Annotated in this window: 18 protein-coding genes; 11 read left to right on the top strand and 7 right to left on the bottom strand. The window is 55.4% G+C overall.

Annotated elements, in window-relative coordinates:
- Nucleotides 1-52: 52 nt before the first annotated feature.
- A complete protein-coding gene (polA, locus tag CKX93_RS04300; protein WP_076755466.1) occupies nt 53-2,767 on the top strand; it encodes a DNA polymerase I in 2,715 nt (904 codons plus the stop codon).
- A gap of 9 nt (nt 2,768-2,776) precedes the next feature.
- On the opposite strand, the gene CKX93_RS04305 is transcribed toward polA, so the two are convergent.
- The 4 genes from CKX93_RS04305 to crcB are packed head-to-tail and all read right to left on the bottom strand — an operon-like array spanning nt 2,777 to nt 5,961.
- Nucleotides 2,777-3,628 (bottom strand): universal stress protein, encoded by an 852-nt coding sequence (locus tag CKX93_RS04305; protein WP_076755467.1) that lies wholly within the window; start codon nt 3,626-3,628, stop codon nt 2,777-2,779.
- Nucleotides 3,629-3,651: 23 nt separating this feature from the next.
- Entirely contained in the window at nt 3,652-5,163 is a 1,512-nt protein-coding gene (locus CKX93_RS04310) for a SulP family inorganic anion transporter (protein ID WP_076755468.1), read from the bottom strand.
- A 1-nt stretch (nt 5,164) separates the two neighbouring features.
- Nucleotides 5,165-5,557 carry a fluoride efflux transporter FluC gene (locus CKX93_RS04315; RefSeq protein WP_076755469.1) on the bottom strand — a complete coding sequence of 131 codons (393 nt, stop codon included), beginning with the start codon at nt 5,555-5,557 and terminating at the stop codon, nt 5,165-5,167.
- Nucleotides 5,554-5,961, bottom strand: a complete 408-nt coding sequence (gene crcB / locus CKX93_RS04320) for a fluoride efflux transporter CrcB (protein ID WP_234982805.1) — start codon at nt 5,959-5,961, stop codon at nt 5,554-5,556. Before crcB ends, CKX93_RS04315 begins: the two co-directional genes overlap by 4 nt.
- A 136-nt stretch (nt 5,962-6,097) precedes the next feature.
- On the opposite strand from crcB, the gene CKX93_RS04325 reads away from it, so the two are divergent.
- The 10 genes from CKX93_RS04325 (at nt 6,098) to CKX93_RS04370 (ending at nt 15,840) form a co-directional block, all read left to right on the top strand.
- The gene (locus tag CKX93_RS04325; RefSeq protein WP_084178659.1) at nt 6,098-7,357 is read left to right on the top strand and encodes a TonB-dependent receptor; all 1,260 of its coding nucleotides are present in this window, start codon (nt 6,098-6,100) and stop codon (nt 7,355-7,357) included.
- A 16-nt stretch (nt 7,358-7,373) separates the two neighbouring features.
- A complete protein-coding gene (locus CKX93_RS04330; protein WP_420828610.1) occupies nt 7,374-8,291 on the top strand; it encodes a metal ABC transporter substrate-binding protein in 918 nt (305 codons plus the stop codon).
- A 1-nt stretch (nt 8,292) separates the two neighbouring features.
- A complete protein-coding gene (locus CKX93_RS04335; RefSeq protein WP_076755925.1) occupies nt 8,293-8,874 on the top strand; it encodes an ATP-binding cassette domain-containing protein in 582 nt (193 codons plus the stop codon).
- Between the two features lie 11 nt (nt 8,875-8,885).
- A complete protein-coding gene (locus CKX93_RS04340) occupies nt 8,886-9,650 on the top strand; it encodes an ABC transporter (RefSeq protein WP_234982806.1) in 765 nt (254 codons plus the stop codon).
- Nucleotides 9,651-9,669: 19 nt separating this feature from the next.
- Nucleotides 9,670-11,007: an ABC1 kinase family protein gene (locus CKX93_RS04345; protein ID WP_076755472.1), complete on the top strand. Its 1,338-nt coding sequence runs from the start codon at nt 9,670-9,672 to the stop codon at nt 11,005-11,007.
- Nucleotides 11,004-12,065, top strand: a complete 1,062-nt coding sequence (locus CKX93_RS04350; RefSeq protein ID WP_076755473.1) for a thioredoxin family protein — start codon at nt 11,004-11,006, stop codon at nt 12,063-12,065. Before CKX93_RS04345 ends, CKX93_RS04350 begins: the two co-directional genes overlap by 4 nt.
- Nucleotides 12,066-12,150: 85 nt before the next feature.
- On the top strand, nt 12,151-13,374 hold the full coding sequence (locus CKX93_RS04355; protein WP_076755474.1) for an SAM-dependent methyltransferase: 1,224 nt from the start codon (nt 12,151-12,153) through the stop codon (nt 13,372-13,374).
- A complete protein-coding gene (locus tag CKX93_RS04360; protein WP_076755475.1) occupies nt 13,375-14,700 on the top strand; it encodes an MFS transporter in 1,326 nt (441 codons plus the stop codon).
- Nucleotides 14,697-15,233 carry a DUF3833 domain-containing protein gene (locus CKX93_RS04365; RefSeq protein ID WP_084178660.1) on the top strand — a complete coding sequence of 179 codons (537 nt, stop codon included), beginning with the start codon at nt 14,697-14,699 and terminating at the stop codon, nt 15,231-15,233. The genes CKX93_RS04360 and CKX93_RS04365 overlap by 4 nt, the downstream gene beginning before the upstream one ends.
- A 136-nt stretch (nt 15,234-15,369) precedes the next feature.
- Complete coding sequence (locus CKX93_RS04370) at nt 15,370-15,840, top strand: chalcone isomerase family protein (RefSeq protein ID WP_159435525.1); 471 nt, start codon at nt 15,370-15,372, stop codon at nt 15,838-15,840.
- On the opposite strand, the gene msrA is transcribed toward CKX93_RS04370, so the two are convergent.
- The 3 genes from msrA to CKX93_RS04385 are packed head-to-tail and all read right to left on the bottom strand — an operon-like array spanning nt 15,824 to nt 18,908.
- On the bottom strand, nt 15,824-16,465 hold the full coding sequence (msrA, locus tag CKX93_RS04375; RefSeq protein WP_076755477.1) for a peptide-methionine (S)-S-oxide reductase MsrA: 642 nt from the start codon (nt 16,463-16,465) through the stop codon (nt 15,824-15,826). The two genes, CKX93_RS04370 and msrA, sit on opposite strands and share 17 nt — an antisense overlap.
- A gap of 3 nt (nt 16,466-16,468) precedes the next feature.
- Entirely contained in the window at nt 16,469-18,547 is a 2,079-nt protein-coding gene (recG, locus tag CKX93_RS04380; RefSeq protein ID WP_076755478.1) for an ATP-dependent DNA helicase RecG, read from the bottom strand.
- Nucleotides 18,525-18,908: a Rid family detoxifying hydrolase gene (locus tag CKX93_RS04385; RefSeq protein ID WP_076755479.1), complete on the bottom strand. Its 384-nt coding sequence runs from the start codon at nt 18,906-18,908 to the stop codon at nt 18,525-18,527. The genes recG and CKX93_RS04385 overlap by 23 nt, the downstream gene beginning before the upstream one ends.
- Nucleotides 18,909-18,917: the final 9 nt, after the last annotated feature.

Raw genomic sequence — 18,917 nt, forward strand, 5'->3', positions numbered from 1 at the left:
GAGGATCGGTCTGTAACACAATAGGAGCCGAAATCACTGGAGAAGAAGCACTGTGAGTAAGACTGCCCCCTTGGTACTGGTTGATGGATCATCGTATTTGTACCGGGCCTTTCATGCCTTACCCCCGCTGAGCAATTCGCGGGGCGAGCCCACGGGGGCCGTATTGGGCGTTGCCAATATGCTGCGCCGCTTGATCAGTGATTATCAGCCCACCCACATGGCCGTGGTCTTTGATGCCAAAGGACCAACCTTTCGCGACGAGCTTTACAGCGAATACAAAGCGCACCGCCCACCGATGCCCGAAGAGCTGCGCGCGCAGATCGAGCCCCTGCATGAGTTGGTTGAGGCGATGGGTTTGCCCATGCTGGTGATACCGGGAGTCGAAGCAGATGATGTCATCGGCACGCTCACCAAAACCGCGCATGCTCAAGGCATGGAGATCGTCATCTCAACCGGCGACAAAGACCTCGCGCAGCTGGTGGAACCCGGCGTCACGCTGGTGAACACCATGAACGGCAGCGTCCTCGATGACGCTGGCGTGGAAGAAAAATTTGGGGTCACACCCCAAGGCATTATCGATTATCTGACTTTGATCGGTGACACCTCAGACAATATTCCAGGCGTGCCCAAGGTCGGCCCCAAGACCGCTGTCAAATGGCTACAGGAATACGGCAGTCTGGATAACATCATCGCCAATGCCGATGCCATTGGTGGCAAGATCGGAGAGAACCTGCGCGCCAGTCTCGAGCAGCTGCCGCTGTCGCGGCAACTGGTCACCATCAAGTGTGATGTGGATTTAGACGCATCCATCGAGCAATTACAGCTTAAAACAGTCGACCAGAACGCGTTGCAGATGCTGCTCAAACGCTTGGAACTGCGCAGCTGGCTCAAGGAACTGGAGCAAACTGAGGCTCCCAAAGAAGCCGAAATCACCGAAATTGAAGCATCGTCGAACCCAGAACCGGAATATGAACTGATTCTCGATGAAGCTCATTTGCAGCATTGGATCAAAGCGCTAGAAGAAGCGGAGCTGTTTGCCTTTGATACTGAGACCGACAGCTTGGATTACATGCAGGCTAGGGTCGTGGGCGTGTCCTTCGCGATTGAACCTTATCGCGCAGCCTACCTACCACTGGCTCATAACTATAGCGATGCCCCCACTCAGTTGGATCGCGAGACCACGCTCGAAGCACTCAAGCCTTTGCTGGAGAGTTCAGACCACAAAAAAGTGGGTCATCACCTGAAATTTGACCGCAATGTCTTAGCCAACCATGGCATCAGCTTAAATGGGATTGCCCATGACACCATGCTCATGTCGTACGTAGTGAACAGTACGTCAGGGCGGCATGACATGGATTCTCTGGCTGAACGTTGCCTAGGCGTGCGTACTACTAAGTATGAAGAAGTGGCCGGCAAGGGCAGCAAACAAATCTGTTTTTCTGAAGTGCGTTTGGAAGAGGCTGGGCCTTATGCGGCGGAGGATGCAGATATTACCCTGCGCCTGTTTCACCACCTATGGCCACAGCTGCAGGCCACCCCCAAGCTGCTTGAAGTCTATGAGTCGCTGGAGGTGCCGTTGGTGCCGGTACTCTCCCGCATGGAACGCCTTGGCGTCTGTGTCGATCCGCAGCAGCTCTTCACCCAAAGCCATGAGCTGGCCGATCGCATGGGGCAGATCGAGTGCCAGGCCCATGACTTGGCCGGCTTTGCCTTTAACCTCGGTTCGCCCAAACAAATTCAGGAAATCCTCTTTGAGCAACAAAAACTGCCGGTACTGCGCAAAACCCCCAAGGGTCAGCCCTCAACCGCTGAAGACGTATTAGAACAACTGGCTCTGGATTATCCCCTGCCGAAACTGATTCTCGAGCACCGCGGCCTATCCAAGCTCAAATCCACCTACACGGACAAGCTGCCTGATCGTATCGACAAAGATACCGGCCGAGTCCACACTTCTTATCACCAAGCCGTTGCCTCAACCGGGCGGCTGTCCTCCTCCGATCCCAATCTACAAAACATCCCTATCCGAACCGAAGCCGGCCGTCGTATTCGCCAAGCCTTTATAGCCCCCGAGGGGCAGCTGCTATTGGCCGCTGACTACTCGCAGATCGAGCTGCGCATCATGGCGCATTTGTCCGATGACCCGGGACTGCTCAAAGCCTTTGCGCAAGGCGAAGACATCCATCGCGCCACCGCCTCAGAGGTGTTTGGCACATCTTTAGATAAGGTCAGCAGTGACCAGCGGCGTGCGGCTAAGGCCATCAACTTTGGGCTGATTTATGGCATGTCTGCCTTTGGTTTGGCCCGCCAGCTGGGCATTGAACGCGGCGCAGCGCAAGAATATGTCGATCTCTATTTTCAGCGCTATCCGGGCGTTAAAGACTATATGGACCGCACCCGTGAGCAGGCCCGTCAGCAGGGCTATGTCGAAACCTTATTCGGCCGCCGCCTGTATCTTCCGGACATCAACGCCCGCAACGGGCAAATCCGCCAACAAGCCGAACGCGTGGCCATCAATGCCCCGATGCAGGGCACGGCCGCTGACATTATTAAGCGCGCCATGCTGGCCGTTGATGCTTGGATCACCCAAGAGCAGGCTCCAGCGCGTATGATTATGCAGGTGCATGATGAACTGGTGTTTGAAGTGCAGCGCGAGGTGATTAATGAAACCAAAGCGCGAATCACCGAACTCATGTGTGGCGCCGCCACACTCAAGGTGCCGCTGTTGGTGGAAGCGGGTGTGGGCGACAATTGGGATGCCGCCCACTGAGTTGACTCGCTAGCGCACGATCAACAAAGGGATAGGAGAGCGCATGATCATGTCGGTGGTCGTACTGCCCACAAACCAACGTCGCAATAGTGAATGTCCGAACGCACCCATGGCCAATAGCTGAATGTCTTGTTCCTGCCGGTAGGCGCATACCACGTCGGTGACGGCGCCTTGACGCAATGCCACCTGCACATCAAAGCCCTGAGCCGCTAGAGCGCTACGTGCATGATCCAATTTGGCGCGATTATCGCCGTTGTCTTCCGCCACCATCAGCACATGCGCCTCAAGACCTTTGAGCAATGGACTGGTGGCCACTTTATCCAGCACTTTTTGAGCGGCGGCGCTGCCGTCATAAGCGATCATAAATCGTTCGGGTTGGTTAAACGCCAGAGGCGCCACCAATACCGGGCGTGTCATTGTGCGAATTAAGCTCTCCAAATGGCTGCCGACATGTTGCTCCACCATGTCACCATCCTTGCCTTGCTTGCCAACCACAATCAAACGCGCTTCTTCCTGCATATCACCAATGGCCAGCACCACGCGGTCATTGCGCAGCAAACTCCCGGGCTCGGCTATACCTTTGGCTTGCACGCGTTCAATGGCATCAGCCAGCACAGCACGACCTTGCTCCCGCAAAAGCTTGCCGCGCGTCTCCTCAGCTTCCACCATTTGCTCGAGCAAGGCTTCACGCCCACCCAGCACCATATTGCCGCTGAAATCGGCCTTGGCTTCAGCGTGCACATTCTTGATCACATGCAGCAGTGTCAACGGTGCCTGAAGGCGCAGCGAGGCCCATGCGGCATGATCACATACCGAATGCGATGATCGAGAACCGTCAATGCAAGCGATGATTTTTTCCATGGTATCCCCTCCCACTGGTGCTTTTAATGTCCCATCAACCGATCGACGGCATCGGGTTTGTCATGGACCGCATGTTTATCGACGATGGTTGCTGTCGCCTGGTTCATGCCGATGATTTCCACCTCGGTCCCCTCACGACGGAAGTTGACGACCACTTTATCCAGCGCAGCCACTGAGCTGATGTCCCAGAAGTGCGCGCGCGACAGGTCAATGGTGACCTTGTCGAGATCCTCACGGTAATCAAACGCAGCCATGAATTTCTCGACGGAGGCGAAAAATACCTGACCATGGACGCGATAGGTGCGGTGCAAGGTTTTTTCATCCGGCAATTCGTCCGTGTCGGCGCCCACAAACATGAATTGGCTGACCTTGTTGGCAAAAAACAGCGCCGCCAGCAAAACGCCCGTCAGGACACCCAGAGCCAAGTTGTGGGTGAACACGGTGACTCCGACGGTGCTGAGCATGACGATATTGGTGCTCAAGGGATGACGCTTCATGTTCTTGATCGACGACCAATTGAAGGTGCCGATGGAGACCATAATCATGACAGCGACCAATGCCGCCATCGGGATCATGCTGAGTAATGGCGTCAAAAACACCACCATGATTAACAAAACCACCCCAGCGGTGAATGTTGATAAGCGCCCCCGCCCTCCGGATTTAATATTAATCACCGACTGACCAATCATGGCGCAACCGGCCATTCCACCAAAGCTACCCGCGACAATATTGGAGAGCCCCTGACCTTTGCACTCCTGATTACGATCGGTCTGTGTATCCGTCAGATCATCGACGATACTTTGGGTGAGCAACGACTCCAACAATCCCACGACTGCCAGCGCCAGTGAATAGGGAAAAATAATCCACAGGGTTTCCCAATTTAGTGGCACATCCGGCCATAAAAACACGGGCAGCGTATCGGGCAACTCACCCATATCCCCCACGGTGCGAATATCCAGCTGAAGCGCCCAAGCAATCAGGGTGAGCACCACAATGGTCACCAATGGAGAGGGTAGGGAGCGGGTCAAATACGGAAACAAATAAATGATCCCCAACCCCAGAGCCGTCAGCGCATAAACGTGCCAAGTGACATCAATTAGCTCCGGCAATTGCGCCAAGAAAATCAGAATGGCCAGGGCGTTCACAAAACCGGTCATCACTGAGTTAGAGATAAAGCGCAGCACCCGTCCCAGGCGCAGGTAGCCGGCGAGAATCTGCAGCACGCCCGTCAATAAAGTCGCAGCCAGCAGATACTCCAGCCCATGTTCCTTCACCAGAGTGATCATCAACAGCGCCATGGCGGCGGTCGCGGCAGAAATCATGCCCGGGCGACCACCAGTAAAGGCGATCACAACGGCGATACAAAACGAGGCGTAGAGCCCCACCTTGGGATCAACCCCGGCAATAATGGAAAAAGCAATCGCCTCAGGGATCAGCGCCAGCGCCACTACCAGCCCTGCAAGCAGATCTCCCCGGACATTAGAAAACCACTCGCGACGAATACGCGCGGGGCGATACAAACTCAGAAAACCCATATTACTTACAGCCCCTTCGAAAACCGATATGCGCCGCTACAACCCATACCGTCAGGGATGTAGCGAGATATAAGCCGGCAAAACCATACTGTTGCTCAAGCAAAAAGCTAAGCAACTCCAAACTGAAAAACGAAAATGTTGTTAATCCGCCGCAAAACCCAGCCATCACAAACTGCTGAGTTGCCGTTGAATGTTGGAATGCATGCAGCGGATGTTGCAGGCGACCAGCATACCAGCCAATCAAGCCGGAGCCTAAGACGTTGGCAAGCAAGGTTCCCCAGATAGCACCCGGCAGACCACTACTCAACAGCACAATTACCAGCACATAGCGCAAACCTGCACCCAAAGCACTGCCTAGGGCCACCGCGGTGAGAATCTGCCACCGCGTGCTCATGCCGTTGTCCCAGAGAAGAGCAGTGCAACCACAGCAAACCCTAATGCCGCGGCGCCGACACACAAGCAAACGGATAAAAGCACATTGGCCAACGCAGCGGCCCGAGCCCCTTTTTGTAACAAAGTTAGGGTCTGGAGACTGAAGGACGATACCGTGGTGTAACTGCCCAAGACCCCTATCGCGAAAAAGGCCCAAGCTGTCGAAGGCAGCAGCGTGTCACCCACCATCGCTATCGCTGCCAAGGCGCCGATAAGCAGGGCGCCAGTGACGTTGACCACCAAAGTGCCCCAAGGAAAGTTGCTTCCTAAGAGTCTCGTGACGGTTTCATTGAGTAGCACACGGGCGACACCGCCGAGCGCGCCGCCGAGCATCACTAACCCCAGATGAAAAACGCTGAATTCCAAGTCAACCCTTTGGCGTGAGCAATCGCCTAGGGATTTTCGCACAACCCGCTTGCGGTCTTGTAATCGATACCTATTGACCTGCTACTTGAAAGTTATGTTATAACATTTAATTCGAATTCAACCTTGGGGATTACTCATGCAGAAAAAGCGTTCATTCAAACTCGCGCCACTGGCAGGCGCGGTGGGGCTGGTATTTGCCGGCGCGCAGGTCAGTACCGCTAACGAGCTGGATTTGGATATTTCACTGATCATCGATGCGGTGTACTTCAACACCTTAAGCACAGGCAATGAATCCCCGGCAGGCTTCAGTAGCGGGCATCACCATCATGGCCATAGCCATGATCACGGCCACGGTCACAGCCATGGTTTTGATGAAGGCTTCAACATGGGGCACTCGGAAATCTCTATCGAAGGCACCCTCGGCGGCGCCCTAAAAGGCGTCCTGATGCTCGGCTTTAACGATAAAGAAGTGGAAGTCGAGGAAGCTTATCTGCAGACCTTAGGACTACCCAATGGCTTGCAGCTGAAAGCGGGTAAGTTCCTCTCGGGCATTGGCTACATCAACAGCCAGCACGGACATGATTGGGACTTCGTGGATCGTCCGCTGTTGAACGAGTATCTGTTTGGCGATCATGGCCTGCAGGAAACCGGCATTCAGGCCACTTGGTTGGCCCCCACTGATACCTACACTTTGTTTGGCCTTGAGCTCTTGCAGGGCGAAACCAGTGGTGTGGCCAACTACATCGGCTCGCAAGGTGATGGACGCATCCTCAAAGACGTCAGCGGCCCCCGCCTGGTTACGGGCTTCGTGAAATTTGCCCCTGATTTGGGCGATGCCAACGCCGCTCAATTCGGACTTTCCGGCGGCTATGCTCGCAGTTATCAAAATACCCGTGAGCATTCGTTGCGCAATGAGGACTGGGATGGCACGGCTTGGTTTGCTGGCGTTGACGGCGTATTCAAGCACGATGCTGGCCGCAGCTATGGCCATGGCGATTGGCGTTTGCAAGGTGAGTATTTTTATCGTGCGCAGGATGTGGACCGTCGCGATGTGGCATTCGAGGGGAGTGCGGTGTCCAATGTTCAAAGTTTCACCAACAAACAAGATGGACTCTACATCCAAGGGGTTTATGGCATCGCTCCTCGTTGGGAAGCTGGCTTGCGCGCCGAGGCGCTGGGCTTTACCAATAAAGTCGGTCGAGGAGACGGTAAAACTGAAGATACATCCTACCGCTACAGTGCTCAGCTGACTTTCCGCCCCATGGAGCCGGTGTTCCTGAGGGCGCAGCTCAGCAGTATCGACTTTGCCGATGACGACCACAGCCACGGCAATGGCTTGGAATTCATGTTGCAACTGAATGTGGCTCTGGGTGCGCATGGCGCACATCGCTTCTGAGCCAAGGAGTGAACTATTGACTCATCTTCTGCCGAAAACTTTGCCCAGCCTTGTGCTGGGCATTTTTTTACTACTGTTGATCTGGGCGTTACCCGGAACGGTCGTAGCGCAAGGACTGCAAATCGTCACCACCACCTCGACCTTGGGCATGCTGGCCCGAGAAATCGGTGGCGATGCGGTGCAGGTTCGTGTGCTGGCGCCGCCGGATCGTGACCCCCACTATCTGGATGCACGCCCCAGCTTCATGGCAGCGCTTAGGCGTGCCGACCTGCTGGTGGAAATGGGTGCCGATCTAGAAGAGGGCTGGTTACCGGTGGTGCAAACCAGCGCTGGGAACCCGCGCATCCTCAACGGCCGCGAGGGACATTTTAAGGCCTCTTCCCATCTGCAACTGCGCCGTTCCATCACCATGGATGGCCCCAATCTGGGTCATGTCCATGCCGAGGGCAATCCTCATTTTCACGTGGACCCGCTGCGCATTGCCGCTGTGGCTATGCCTTTGGCAGCGCATATGGGCACGCTCGCCCCCCAACAAGAGTCCGCCTTCATGGCCCGCGCCGAACAAATAGCCATGCGCATTCGCAGCCATGCGGCAGAACTTCGCGAGCAGGTCAGTGTGGGACGCTTGTTAATGACCTATCACGAAGATCTAGACTACCTGGAGGAATGGCTGCCGGTGGCCTTGGTTGGTCATTTGGAGCCGCTGCCCGGCATTCCACCCTCGGCGCGGCATTTGCGCACTTTGGTGACCGAACTGGCTGAACTGCGCCCCGGGGTGGTCATCCATGCCGAGTATCAGCCCGCACGCGGCGCCCGATTCTTGCAGCAAGAGCTGGGTTGGGAGGCAAAGTCCGTGCGCATGGAGCCCCCGGCTGATGCACGGCTGGAGGATTATCTGGATCTGATGCAACATTGGGTCGATGCGCTCAAGTAACGTGTCGCCGAGCCCCTTGCTGCAAGTGCAGCAGGGGGTATTTGGGTTTTCCAAAGCCGTATTCGGGCCAGTGACACTGAGCTTACAACGGGGCGACTGCTTGAGCTTGATGTCGCCCAACGGCAGCGGCAAGTCGCTGCTGCTACAAACCTTGGCCGGCAAACTGTCCTTACTCCAAGGTCAACTCATCCATGCTGCGGATCTGAAGTTTGGATTTTTGGCACAAGAGCATGCACGACCCCGACCTTGGCCGCTATCCAGCGAAGACTGGCTGGTATTGATGGGGTCTGACCCCTTTAGTCATCCCCTGTTAGATCGCCTGAGGGGCCGTCGGCTGGATCAATTAAGCGGCGGCCAGTGGCAGTTTTTGCGCTTGGCATCGGTGTTGAATCTGCCGGTGCCCCTATTGCTGCTGGATGAACCTGCCAACCATCTCGATACTGAGGTGCGCGATGCCAGCATCGAGCTTATTCAGCAGTGCTCGGCGGGTAAAGTGGTGTTGATGTCCACACATGACGCTGATTTTGCCGCCGCCGTGGGATTTCCCATCACCTCGGTCAGTGCTTTGGTGGATCAATCGTGAGCATGTGGTGGATGGCATTTGCCACTGGCTTAGGCATGGCAGCGGTGCTGGGGCTGGCCAGTGCCGGGTTGTTTCTGCGGGGTTCCATTTGGCAAGCACTGGCGGTGAGTCAATGGTCGGCGCTGGGCGGCGTGTTTGCCAGCACCCTGGCCCTACCGATACTGCCTGTGGCGCTAGGAACCGCCGCCTTGGCGATTGCTTTTTTGCATTGGAAAAATGATGCGCAGCGTTGGCCCATGCTGCTGTTTCTGGGGGGTATCGCGGGCGTGATGTTACTGGCCGGTAACTTTGGTCAAGCTGAGCTGGCGGCAGCGCGCTGGGCCGAGGGCCAATTGTATTTTGTGACGCGTGATTTGAGCCTAGTGGCGCTCTTAGTACTAGTCGCTAGTGCGATTCTCTTCCCGCGGCTGTTGCGACAATGGTTGCTCACTCAGGCTGGGCCTGATCTTGGCAAAGGAACTCGCCTGAGTCTGAGTGCGCTGCTTCTTGAGGCCAGCTGGTGGACGTGTGTGATTGTCTTGGGGACGGTCACCATGGGCCTACCTGCCTCACTCGCGTTATTACTGTTACCGGCTTGGGCGGCGACGCCCATCGCCCGCCACGCCCGCGGCTTTGTGCTGACATCGTTGGTGATTGCAGTCTTCAGCTATGTGCTTGCGTGGTTCACGGCCCTGTATTTCGACCAAGCTTTTGCCCCTGTTTTGGTGGCCTGCTTAATACTGATCACCGCTGTCATGCATTTGGGCCGACGCCTAAACATCGTGCCCGGAGCTTGATTCAGGCTAAGATGGGGGCATGTCAGCCCCCAGCAAACCGCCCGCCTCGCCACGTGGCAAGGCTGTTCCTAGCTCGCGCCTGAGCCGGCTCTGGCACCTGGGCATGGCCACCGGTTCGTTGGCAGCAGGCCTTGGCACCAAAGGCTTAATGGAAATCAGTCGCCGCCAACCCAGTCAGCGCGGTCCAATCGAACTAGCACCGGCACAAATGCGCCGCTTTACCGAAAGACTGGCGCAGATGCGCGGCGCAGTGATGAAGATGGGCCAGTTGATGTCCATGGATGGCAGTGATCTGCTGAGTCCAGAGATCGCGGAAATACTGGGCACTTTGCGTCATGATGCCGAGCCCATGCCGCTGGGCCAGTTGGCTGCCACATTGAAGAATGCCTATGGAAAAGGCTGGGAAAGCGGTTTTGTGCAGATGCAACTCCAGCCCATTGCCGCAGCCTCGATTGGCCAAGTGCATCGAGTGAAAACTGCTGATGGGCGGGAACTGGCACTGAAAATCCAGTTTCCCGGCGTGCGCCGCAGTATCGATAGCGATATCCGCAACCTACGTTTTTTATTGACCACCTTTCCACTGCTGCCGCGCGACTTGGATATTGCACCGATGCTTGAAGAGGCTCGCCTGATGCTGCATCGTGAGACCGACTATGGGGCAGAAGCTGATGCCATGCGGCGCTACGCGGATCGAGTTGGTACGCATGAGCATCTACGCGTACCGCGCCCCCATGAAGATCTGACCACCCCGGAAATTTTGGCGATGGATTTTTTGCAGGGGGAGTCAGTCGAGCGCGTCATGCAACAGGGCGCTGAGCGTCAGCATCGGGATTTGATCGCGCAGCTGCTGGTGGAACTGAGTTTTCGTGAGCTCTTTGAATTCGGCTTGGTACAGACCGATCCCAATTTTGCCAATTATCTGTATGACCGGCCGACTCGGCGGCTCAGCCTGCTGGATTTCGGCGCTGCGCAAAGTGTTGAAGCGCAGTGGGTGGAATGCTATCGCCAGCTCGCGCGTGCGGCGCGGGCCGATGACCGAGCGGGTATTCGCGAGGGCTGTGAAGCGCTGGGCTATATCGATGCGCACACGCCACGCGAGGATGCCAACGAGATGATCGATTTGCTGCGACTCTCAGGGGAGCCGGTCAGACAATCCGGAGCCTATGACTTCGGCCAATCTGATCTGTTCGAGCGCGTCTACTATCGCGGCCGAGAATTATTCATGGACAATCGTTTTCGCCGCACCCCAGTTCCCGGCACCTTGTTTTTGCATCGCAAATTCATGGGCACTTTTATGCTTTGTCGTAAACTGCGAGCATCGGTCGATATTCATGGGATGCTGGAGCCCTATTTATGAACAGCATATTAACGCCGATGACAAAAACGCTCAGCGGCTGGGGTGTGTGCTTATTGGCCACTTTGTTTTTGGTGGCAATGACTCCGGCAGAAGCACGCGAGCGTATCGAATACCCCGAATGGTTTGTGCAGGGCTTTTACGATCTGCGCGGAGATCTAGAGGCAGCGGGTGATCGCGGCAAACAGGGCATTGCTTTGTTTTTTAGTGCCGAAACCTGCCTGCATTGTGTCGCTATGGCGCGGCGTACCTTTCAAGATGAGACCGTGGTAGAGCGCTTTGCGGCGCAATTTGATGTCATGGCCATCGATGTGTTTAGTGATGTCGATATCACCGATTTATCGGGTGAGCTGATTCGCGCCCGAGAACTGTCAGAGCGAGAACGCGCCACATTCACTCCAACCCTGTTATTCATCAATCAACAAGGTGAGCGCATGCTGCGTCATGTGGGTTTTGCCGATCCCGAGCGCATGCATTTAATCCTCGACTTTCTGGCCTCAGACTCTTGGCAATCCATGTCTTTGCGTGAATTTGCTGCACTGGAACAGCCGCCTAGGCCGAGTCCGGCTAGCCCCCATGCCTTAGTGCCCCAATTTCAGCAGGCGCCAGCCGATCTAAACGCCCAGCGACGCGCCAACCCCAAGCCCGCAGTGGTCTTGTTTAACCGAGATGATTGCGAGGAGTGTCGGCGGCTTAGTCAGCTGATTTTGCAGCATCCCGAGGTGCAAGCTGAACTTCAGGGTTTCTACACGCTCGAACTCAACAGCGATGCGCTTGGTCAGGTCGTATTGCCCGACGGGCAACATGGCTCGGCACAGTCTTTGGCCGCCGCGTTGGATTTGACGCATCGTCCGGGTCTGGTATTTTTTGCAGAGGATGGTTCGGAAGCCTTTCGCATGGATAGCACTTGGTTGATTGATCATGACGGACATCTGCCTAGCGAAACCCGTGATGATCATTTGCAGAGCTTTTTGGCGCGCCTTGACTATGTGCGAAGCGGGGCTTATCGCGACTGGCCGCAATATCAGCGCTGGCGGGCACAACGCGATCGCAATGATTAATTCTGCTTAAGCCGTAGCAAATTGCTAAGGTTTTTGTATGATGGGACACAGTTGATGAAGATCCACCGTTTCAGGGGTGTTTTGAGTGAGCGCTGAACACGAACAGGCGATTGTGCTGCCAGAGGCCAGAGCCTCATGGTTGGCTTTGGCCATTTATCGTTATTTCAAGGATTTTCGCTACGGCACACTGCGTTTTCGCGTCGATGGCCAGAATTATCTGATTGAAGGGGCCGAACCCGGGCCCGAAGCCCATATCCACCTGCACAATCCCATGCGCGTTTTGAAAAAAGTCGCGCGCCGCGGAGACACGGGCCTGGCTGAGGCTTACATGGATGGTGACTGGGACTCAGGCAACCTGACGGAACTGTTGTTTTGGGGTGCGCGCAATTTTCATTCGCTGAGTGAGACCCTAGGAGCCAAGGGCCTGGTGCGCTGGGTGCTGCGCTTAAAACACATGCTGCGCAGCAATACGCGCAAGGGAAGCAGACGCAACATCGAAGCGCATTACGATCTAGGTAATGATTTTTATGCGCAATGGCTGGACCCCAGCATGACCTACTCCAGCGCCCTCTTCAAACATGAAGATGAGCCATTGGAGCAAGCGCAAACCAACAAATATGCGCGCTTGCTAGAGTCTTTAAATGCCAAGCCCGGCGACCATATTCTTGAGGTTGGCTGCGGCTGGGGTGGCTTTGCTGAGTACGCCGCCAAGCAGGGCATGCGCGTCACCGGCATTACTTTATCGCGCGAACAACTGGCTTGGGCCCGTGAGCGTATGGCCAAGGCAGGTCTTAGCGATCGAGTGGATTTACGACTGCAGGATTACCGCGATCTGAACGAACGGTTTGATCACGTAGTCAGCATCGAGATGTTCGAAGCGGTGGGTGAGGCCTATTGGGGCACTTATTTCAAAATGCTGCACAAAGTGATTCGCCCAGGTGGCCGCATCGCCTTGCAGATAATCACCATCAATGACAAAGATTTTGAGACCTACCGACTGTCAGCAGATTTCATTCAGCTGTACATTTTTCCCGGCGGCATGCTGCCCTCACCGGGTGTTTTGCGCCAACTGGTCGATGAAAAAGGGTTTACGCAAATCGCCTGTGATTGTTTTGGACAAGACTATGCCCAAACATTGGCACAATGGCATGAACGCTGTAACGCCCATGCCGCGGCTATTCGTGACCGCTTTGATGAGCGCTTTTTGAGAATGTGGCGATACTATCTGTCCTATTGCGAAGCCGGTTTTCGGGATGGGTGTATCGATCTGTGTCAGCTGGTACTGCAAAAACCGCAAGCTGCGACATAAATGCAGACAGCCTCCCAGGAGCGGGCCTGGCATTTTTGGCTTTATGGCCTGCCCGGCCTGCCGTTGGCCGCTTTGGGCCTGCCCTTGTATATCTACCTACCGACCTTTTATGGCACCGAGATCGGCCTAGGGCTGGCTACTGTCGGCTTTCTATTGCTGCTGGCGCGCGCCACCGATGTGATTTCCGACCCTTTGATTGGTGCACTGTCGGATTATCTGCCGATCAAACATCGCCGCAAATGGATGATGGCGGTTGCGGCGCCTTTGTTGATGATTTCCATCAGCGCTTTGTTCACGCCGCCCGAAGATGCCGGAGCCGGCTGGCTGTTATTTTGGAGCCTGCTGGTTTACCTGGCTTGGAGTCTGATTACTCTGCCATATAGCGCCTGGGGCGCTGAATTGTCCGAGGATTACCACCGGCGCAGCCAGATCACCGCGAGCCGCGAGGGCTTTGTGCTGCTGGGAACGCTGGTGGCTGCCGGCCTGCCACTGGCGCTGGGGCTGGCCAGCAACCAAACCGGTGAGATTCTCTCGGCTTTGCAGTGGATGCTGCTCATTGCCTTACCTTTGGCTTTGTTCATCGCCCTTTGGTGGGTGCCTGAACCACAGCGTCGCGGGCCACCCGTGCCGGTAGTTCAAGGGCTGTCTTTGCTGCGCGAGAACCCATACTTTGCGCGCCTGATCAGTGCCTATTTGTTGAATGGCTTGGCTAATGGTCTACCGGCCACGCTGTTTTTATTGTTCGTCACTTACGTTCTGCAGACACCAGATCAGTTCGGGGTATTGCTGGGCATATACTTTGTCAGCGGCATTTTGGGCTTACCCATTGGCTTGGCGTTGGCGAAAAGATGGGGAAAACACCGGGTCTGGAGTCTATCGATGCTTTGGGCCTGCCTGATTTTTATGTGGGCGCCGTTTCTGGGTCCCGGGGACTTTTGGCCATTTTTCGTGATTTGCGCGCTCAGCGGCCTAAGCTTGGGTATTGATATGGCCCTTCCAGCATCCATTCAAGCGGATGTCATTGATATGGATACCGCCCAGGGCGGCGGTGAGCGAGCCGGTTTGTTTTTTGGCCTATGGGGCATGACCACCAAACTGGCCTTGGCTTTGGCGGTTGGATTGTCTTTCCCCTTATTGGCACTGACTGGCTTTAGCACCGATCCTGCGCCTGACGCCAATGGCAATCCATGGGCACTGGCTTTACTCTATGGGGCATTGCCTATTCCTTTTAAGCTCGCAGCCGCCCGCATGATGTGGCGCTTTAGCCTAGATCAGGCCACGCAACAGGCACTGCGAGAACGCATTGATGGAGAGCGCGCTTTATGAAACGTCTGATTGCCTTTATGCTTTTGCCATTGGTTCTGCTGTTCTTGAGTGCCTGCAGCAGCGTTTCCATTGAAAACTACCGCCATAGTGAGCCGCAATTGAACCTAGAAGACTATTTCATTGGCCAGACCCGTGCTTGGGGCATCTTTCAAGACCGCAGTGGCCAGGTACAGCGCCAATTCACGGTAGACATCCATGGCTATATGGATGGCGATGAATTGGTGCTCGATGAAGATTTTTTATACAGCGATGGCGAGGTCGACAAACGCATCTGGCGTCTGCGGCGTATTGATGAGAATACCTATGAAGGGCGTGCTGATGATGTCATCGGTGTTGCCAAAGGGCATCTTGAAGGCAATGCCTTTAATTTCAGCTATACCTTGGATCTGCCTTATCGCAACGGCACGATTAAAGTGAAGTTTGATGATTGGATGTTTCTTCAGTCTGATGGTGTGATGATCAACCGTGCCGTCATGAGCAAATTTGGCATCCGTTTGGGTGAAGTCACGCTGGTATTCCAGCGCACAGATTGAACCAGTAAGAAGTGAGATGGTCGTATCTGGGTAGAATCCCTGTGGAGCTGACCCCATGATCACTCGGGCAAAAAAAGTGTGGTTTGCGCCGCTTGCATTGATGCTGATGTTAAGCAGCTCTCTTGGCGCAGTATCAATGATTCCCTCAAACCAAGATCTTGTGCTCAAAAGCAGTGGTACGGCCACCTGGATGCGCTTTGTGCGCGTCTATGATGCCGCTTTGTTTGCGCCCAGCGATGCTCGGGTTGAGCAGGTGTTGCAAAAAGATGTGCCACTGAGTCTGAAAATCGAATATCTGATTGGCGTGAGTGCCGATAACATCGTTAAAGCAGCGGATGTGGCATTAGCCCGGCAGCACGGTCCAGAAGTTTTGGATCGGTATTCCACACATATCCAAAGACTGCACCAAAGCTATCAAAGCACCGAACCAGGCGACCGCTACCGCCTCGATTACCGTCCCGGCGAAGGCATCAGTCTGTGGTTCAATGATCAGTATTTGGTCAGCATCAACGATGACAAATTCGCGCGCCTATATGTGGGCATTTGGCTGGGTGAGCAGCCACTATCTGAGCGTTTGAGAACCGCTTTGCTTAACTGGGAGGATTAAAGCGCACGCCGGTACCACCCAGCCCACAATAGCCGCCAGGATTTTTGGCCAGATACTGCTGATGGTAGTCCTCAGCGAAATAAAACTCGGGCGCGCTGATGATTTCTGTGGTGATCGGGTCATGCCCTGCTGTCGTTAAAGCCCGTTCAAAAGTCTCAAGACTGGCGTCGGCCTGGTCTTTTTGTTCTGAATCGTAGCAATAAATGCCTGATCGGTACTGAGTGCCTACATCATTGCCTTGACGCATGCCCTGTGTGGGATCGTGGCTCTCCCAAAATACTCTCAAAAGCTCCGTGTAAGCGATTTTTTGAGGATCAAAAACCACCAACACCACCTCATTGTGTCCGGTCATACCGCTGCAGACCTCGCGATACGTCGGATTGGGGGTGTGACCAGCGGCATAGCCAACAGCAGTCGCATACACCCCGTCTAGCTCCCAGAACTTGCGCTCAGCACCCCAGAAACAGCCCAAACCAAACAGCGCTTTACGCATATCCGCGGGATAGGGCGGCGTCATGGGTGTCTGCAAAACCGCATGTTTTTCTGGAACTGCCATGGGCTCAGTACGGCCCGGCAAGGCCTCCTCAGCACTGGGCATGGCGGCTTTCTTGAATAATCCAAACATAATTCACCCTACCTTACCGTAGGCCTGAGCATCCCCAAGCCAGCGATCAATCAGTAACTCCACGCGGTCAGGATAATCTTCCAACAAACTGGCGGCTACCTGTTTGGCATCGTCGATCATGGCCTCATCGCGCAGCAAATCGGCAATGCGAAATTGCATCATACCCGTTTGTCGGGTCCCCAAAACTTCCCCGGGACCCCGCAATTCCAGGTCAATTCGCGCAATCTCGAATCCATCGGTGCTGGCGCGCATGGCATTGAGGCGGTGCTGCGCGGTCTCTGACAAAGGCGGATGATACATCAGCACGCAGGAACTCTGAGTGCTACCTCGCCCCACACGCCCACGAAGCTGATGCAGCTGAGCCAAACCGAGGCGCTCGGCATTCTCAATCACCATCAATGAAGCGTTGGGCACATCGACACCTACCTCGATCACCGTTGTGGCGACCAAGAGTTGAATATCACCCTGCTTAAACGCCGACATCACCGCCTCTTTTTCACGCGGCTTCATGCGGCCATGTATTAAACCCACGGAAACATCACTTAAGGCTGTTCGCAATGCTTCATGAGTGTGCTCTGCTGCCTGCGCCTGCAAAGCATCAGACTCCTCAATCAGAGTACAAACCCAATAGGCTTGGCGACCCTCACGAATCGCATGATGAATGCGATCCACCACCTCATTGCGCCGCTGATCACTGATCGCTACGGTTTGCACCGGTTGGCGCCCTGGCGGCAACTCATCGATCACCGAATAATCTAGGTCTGCATATGCGGTCATGGCCAAGGTTCTTGGGATCGGTGTGGCGGTCATAATCAACTGATGTGGCAAGTGACCATCTCGTTGTCCCTTGTCGCGTAGGGCCATGCGCTGATGTACGCCAAAACGGTGTTGTTCATCGACCACAACCAGAGCCAGATTGCGAAACTGAAGCTCTTCCTGAAATAAGGCATGCGTGCCGATCGCAATCGCCGCACTACCCGTTTCGATGGCTTCCAGAGCCTCACGCCGTTGTTTGACGCCTTGCTTACCGGAAAACCACGCAGTTTGGATACCCAAGGGTTCCAGCCACGCCTTAAAATTTCGCAAATGCTGTTCAGCGAGTAATTCAGTGGGAGCCATGACCACCGCCTGATAACCTGACTCGATGGCCTGCAAACAAGCCGCCAACGCCACTAGGGTTTTGCCGGAACCCACATCACCTTGCACCAGACGCAACATCGGCTGGGGTCTGGCCATGTCCTCCAGTATCTCGGCAATGACTCGCTGTTGCGCCGCCGTCAGTGCAAATGGCAACTGGGTTTTCAGCGCATCTAGGAGCTTACCCGCGCTGCGAAGGGCTGCTGCGGGTTGTTGGGTGGTCTGGCGGCGCAGCTTCTCCATGCTCAAGTGATGCGCCACTAACTCTTCAAAAGCGAGGCGCCGCTGCGCCGGGTGTTGTCCCTGCAGCAGTTCATCCAAAGGCGCATCTTGGGGAGGGCGGTGCACAAAGCGCAGGGCCGAGAGTAGGTCGGGCAGTCCCGCCAGTGCCAGCAATTGCGGGGGCAGATAATCCGGCAGAGAATCCACGCGCTGCAAAGCCTGATCAGTAAGTCGCCTCAAGCCGAGCTGGTGCAAACCCTCGGTAGTGGGATAGATCGGCGTGAGGCTCAATTCCAGCGGCTCACCTTCGGGCCGCAGAATCCGATACTCAGGGTGTACCATCTCCAAGCCCTGTCCCCCAAGGCGGATTTCACCAAAACAGCGCAGCAATGTCCCGCGCGCGAGCATATTCTGCTGCGCCAGGGAAAAATGAAAAAAGCGCAACGACAGGCTGCCGGTGCCGTCGGCAACGCGCACCACCAGCATGCGCCGACCCCTTAATATCACCTCATTGAGCTGAACTGTGGCATCAATGGTGACTTCTTCCCCGGGGCGCACACTGCCCAGGGGCCGGACGCGCGTGCGATCCTGGTAGCGCATCGGCAAGTGGAACAACAAATCGGTCACACTGTGGATGCCCAGCCGCTCCAGCCGGACGGCCATTTTCGGGCCGACACCTTTTAGCGTGTCGAGACGATCCTCACTCCAAGACGAGGATGGCATCCATCTCTACCTGCGCATCCTTGGGCAGGCTGGCCACACCAATGGCGGCGCGCGCGGGGTAAGGCTCGTGGAAGTATTCGCTCATCACCTGGTTGACCAGAGGAAAATGCGCCAGATCGGTCAGAAACACGTTGAGCTTAGCCACATCAGCGAGACCGCCGCCGGCTGCTTTGGCTACCGCGGCCAGATTGTCGAATACCCGTCGGATCTGAATCTCCATGCCGCCTTCCACCATTTCCATGGTGTCTGGCACCAAGGGAATCTGCCCCGACAGGTAGACAGTGCTGCCCACTTTGATGGCTTGAGAATAGGTACCGATGGCTTGGGGGGCATCGAGTGTGGTAACGATTTCGCGTGGCATCGCGGACTC

Origin of the sequence: Ectothiorhodosinus mongolicus (genome assembly GCF_022406875.1) — a bacterium.
GTDB classification, from domain to species: domain Bacteria; phylum Pseudomonadota; class Gammaproteobacteria; order Ectothiorhodospirales; family Ectothiorhodospiraceae; genus Ectothiorhodospira; species Ectothiorhodospira mongolica.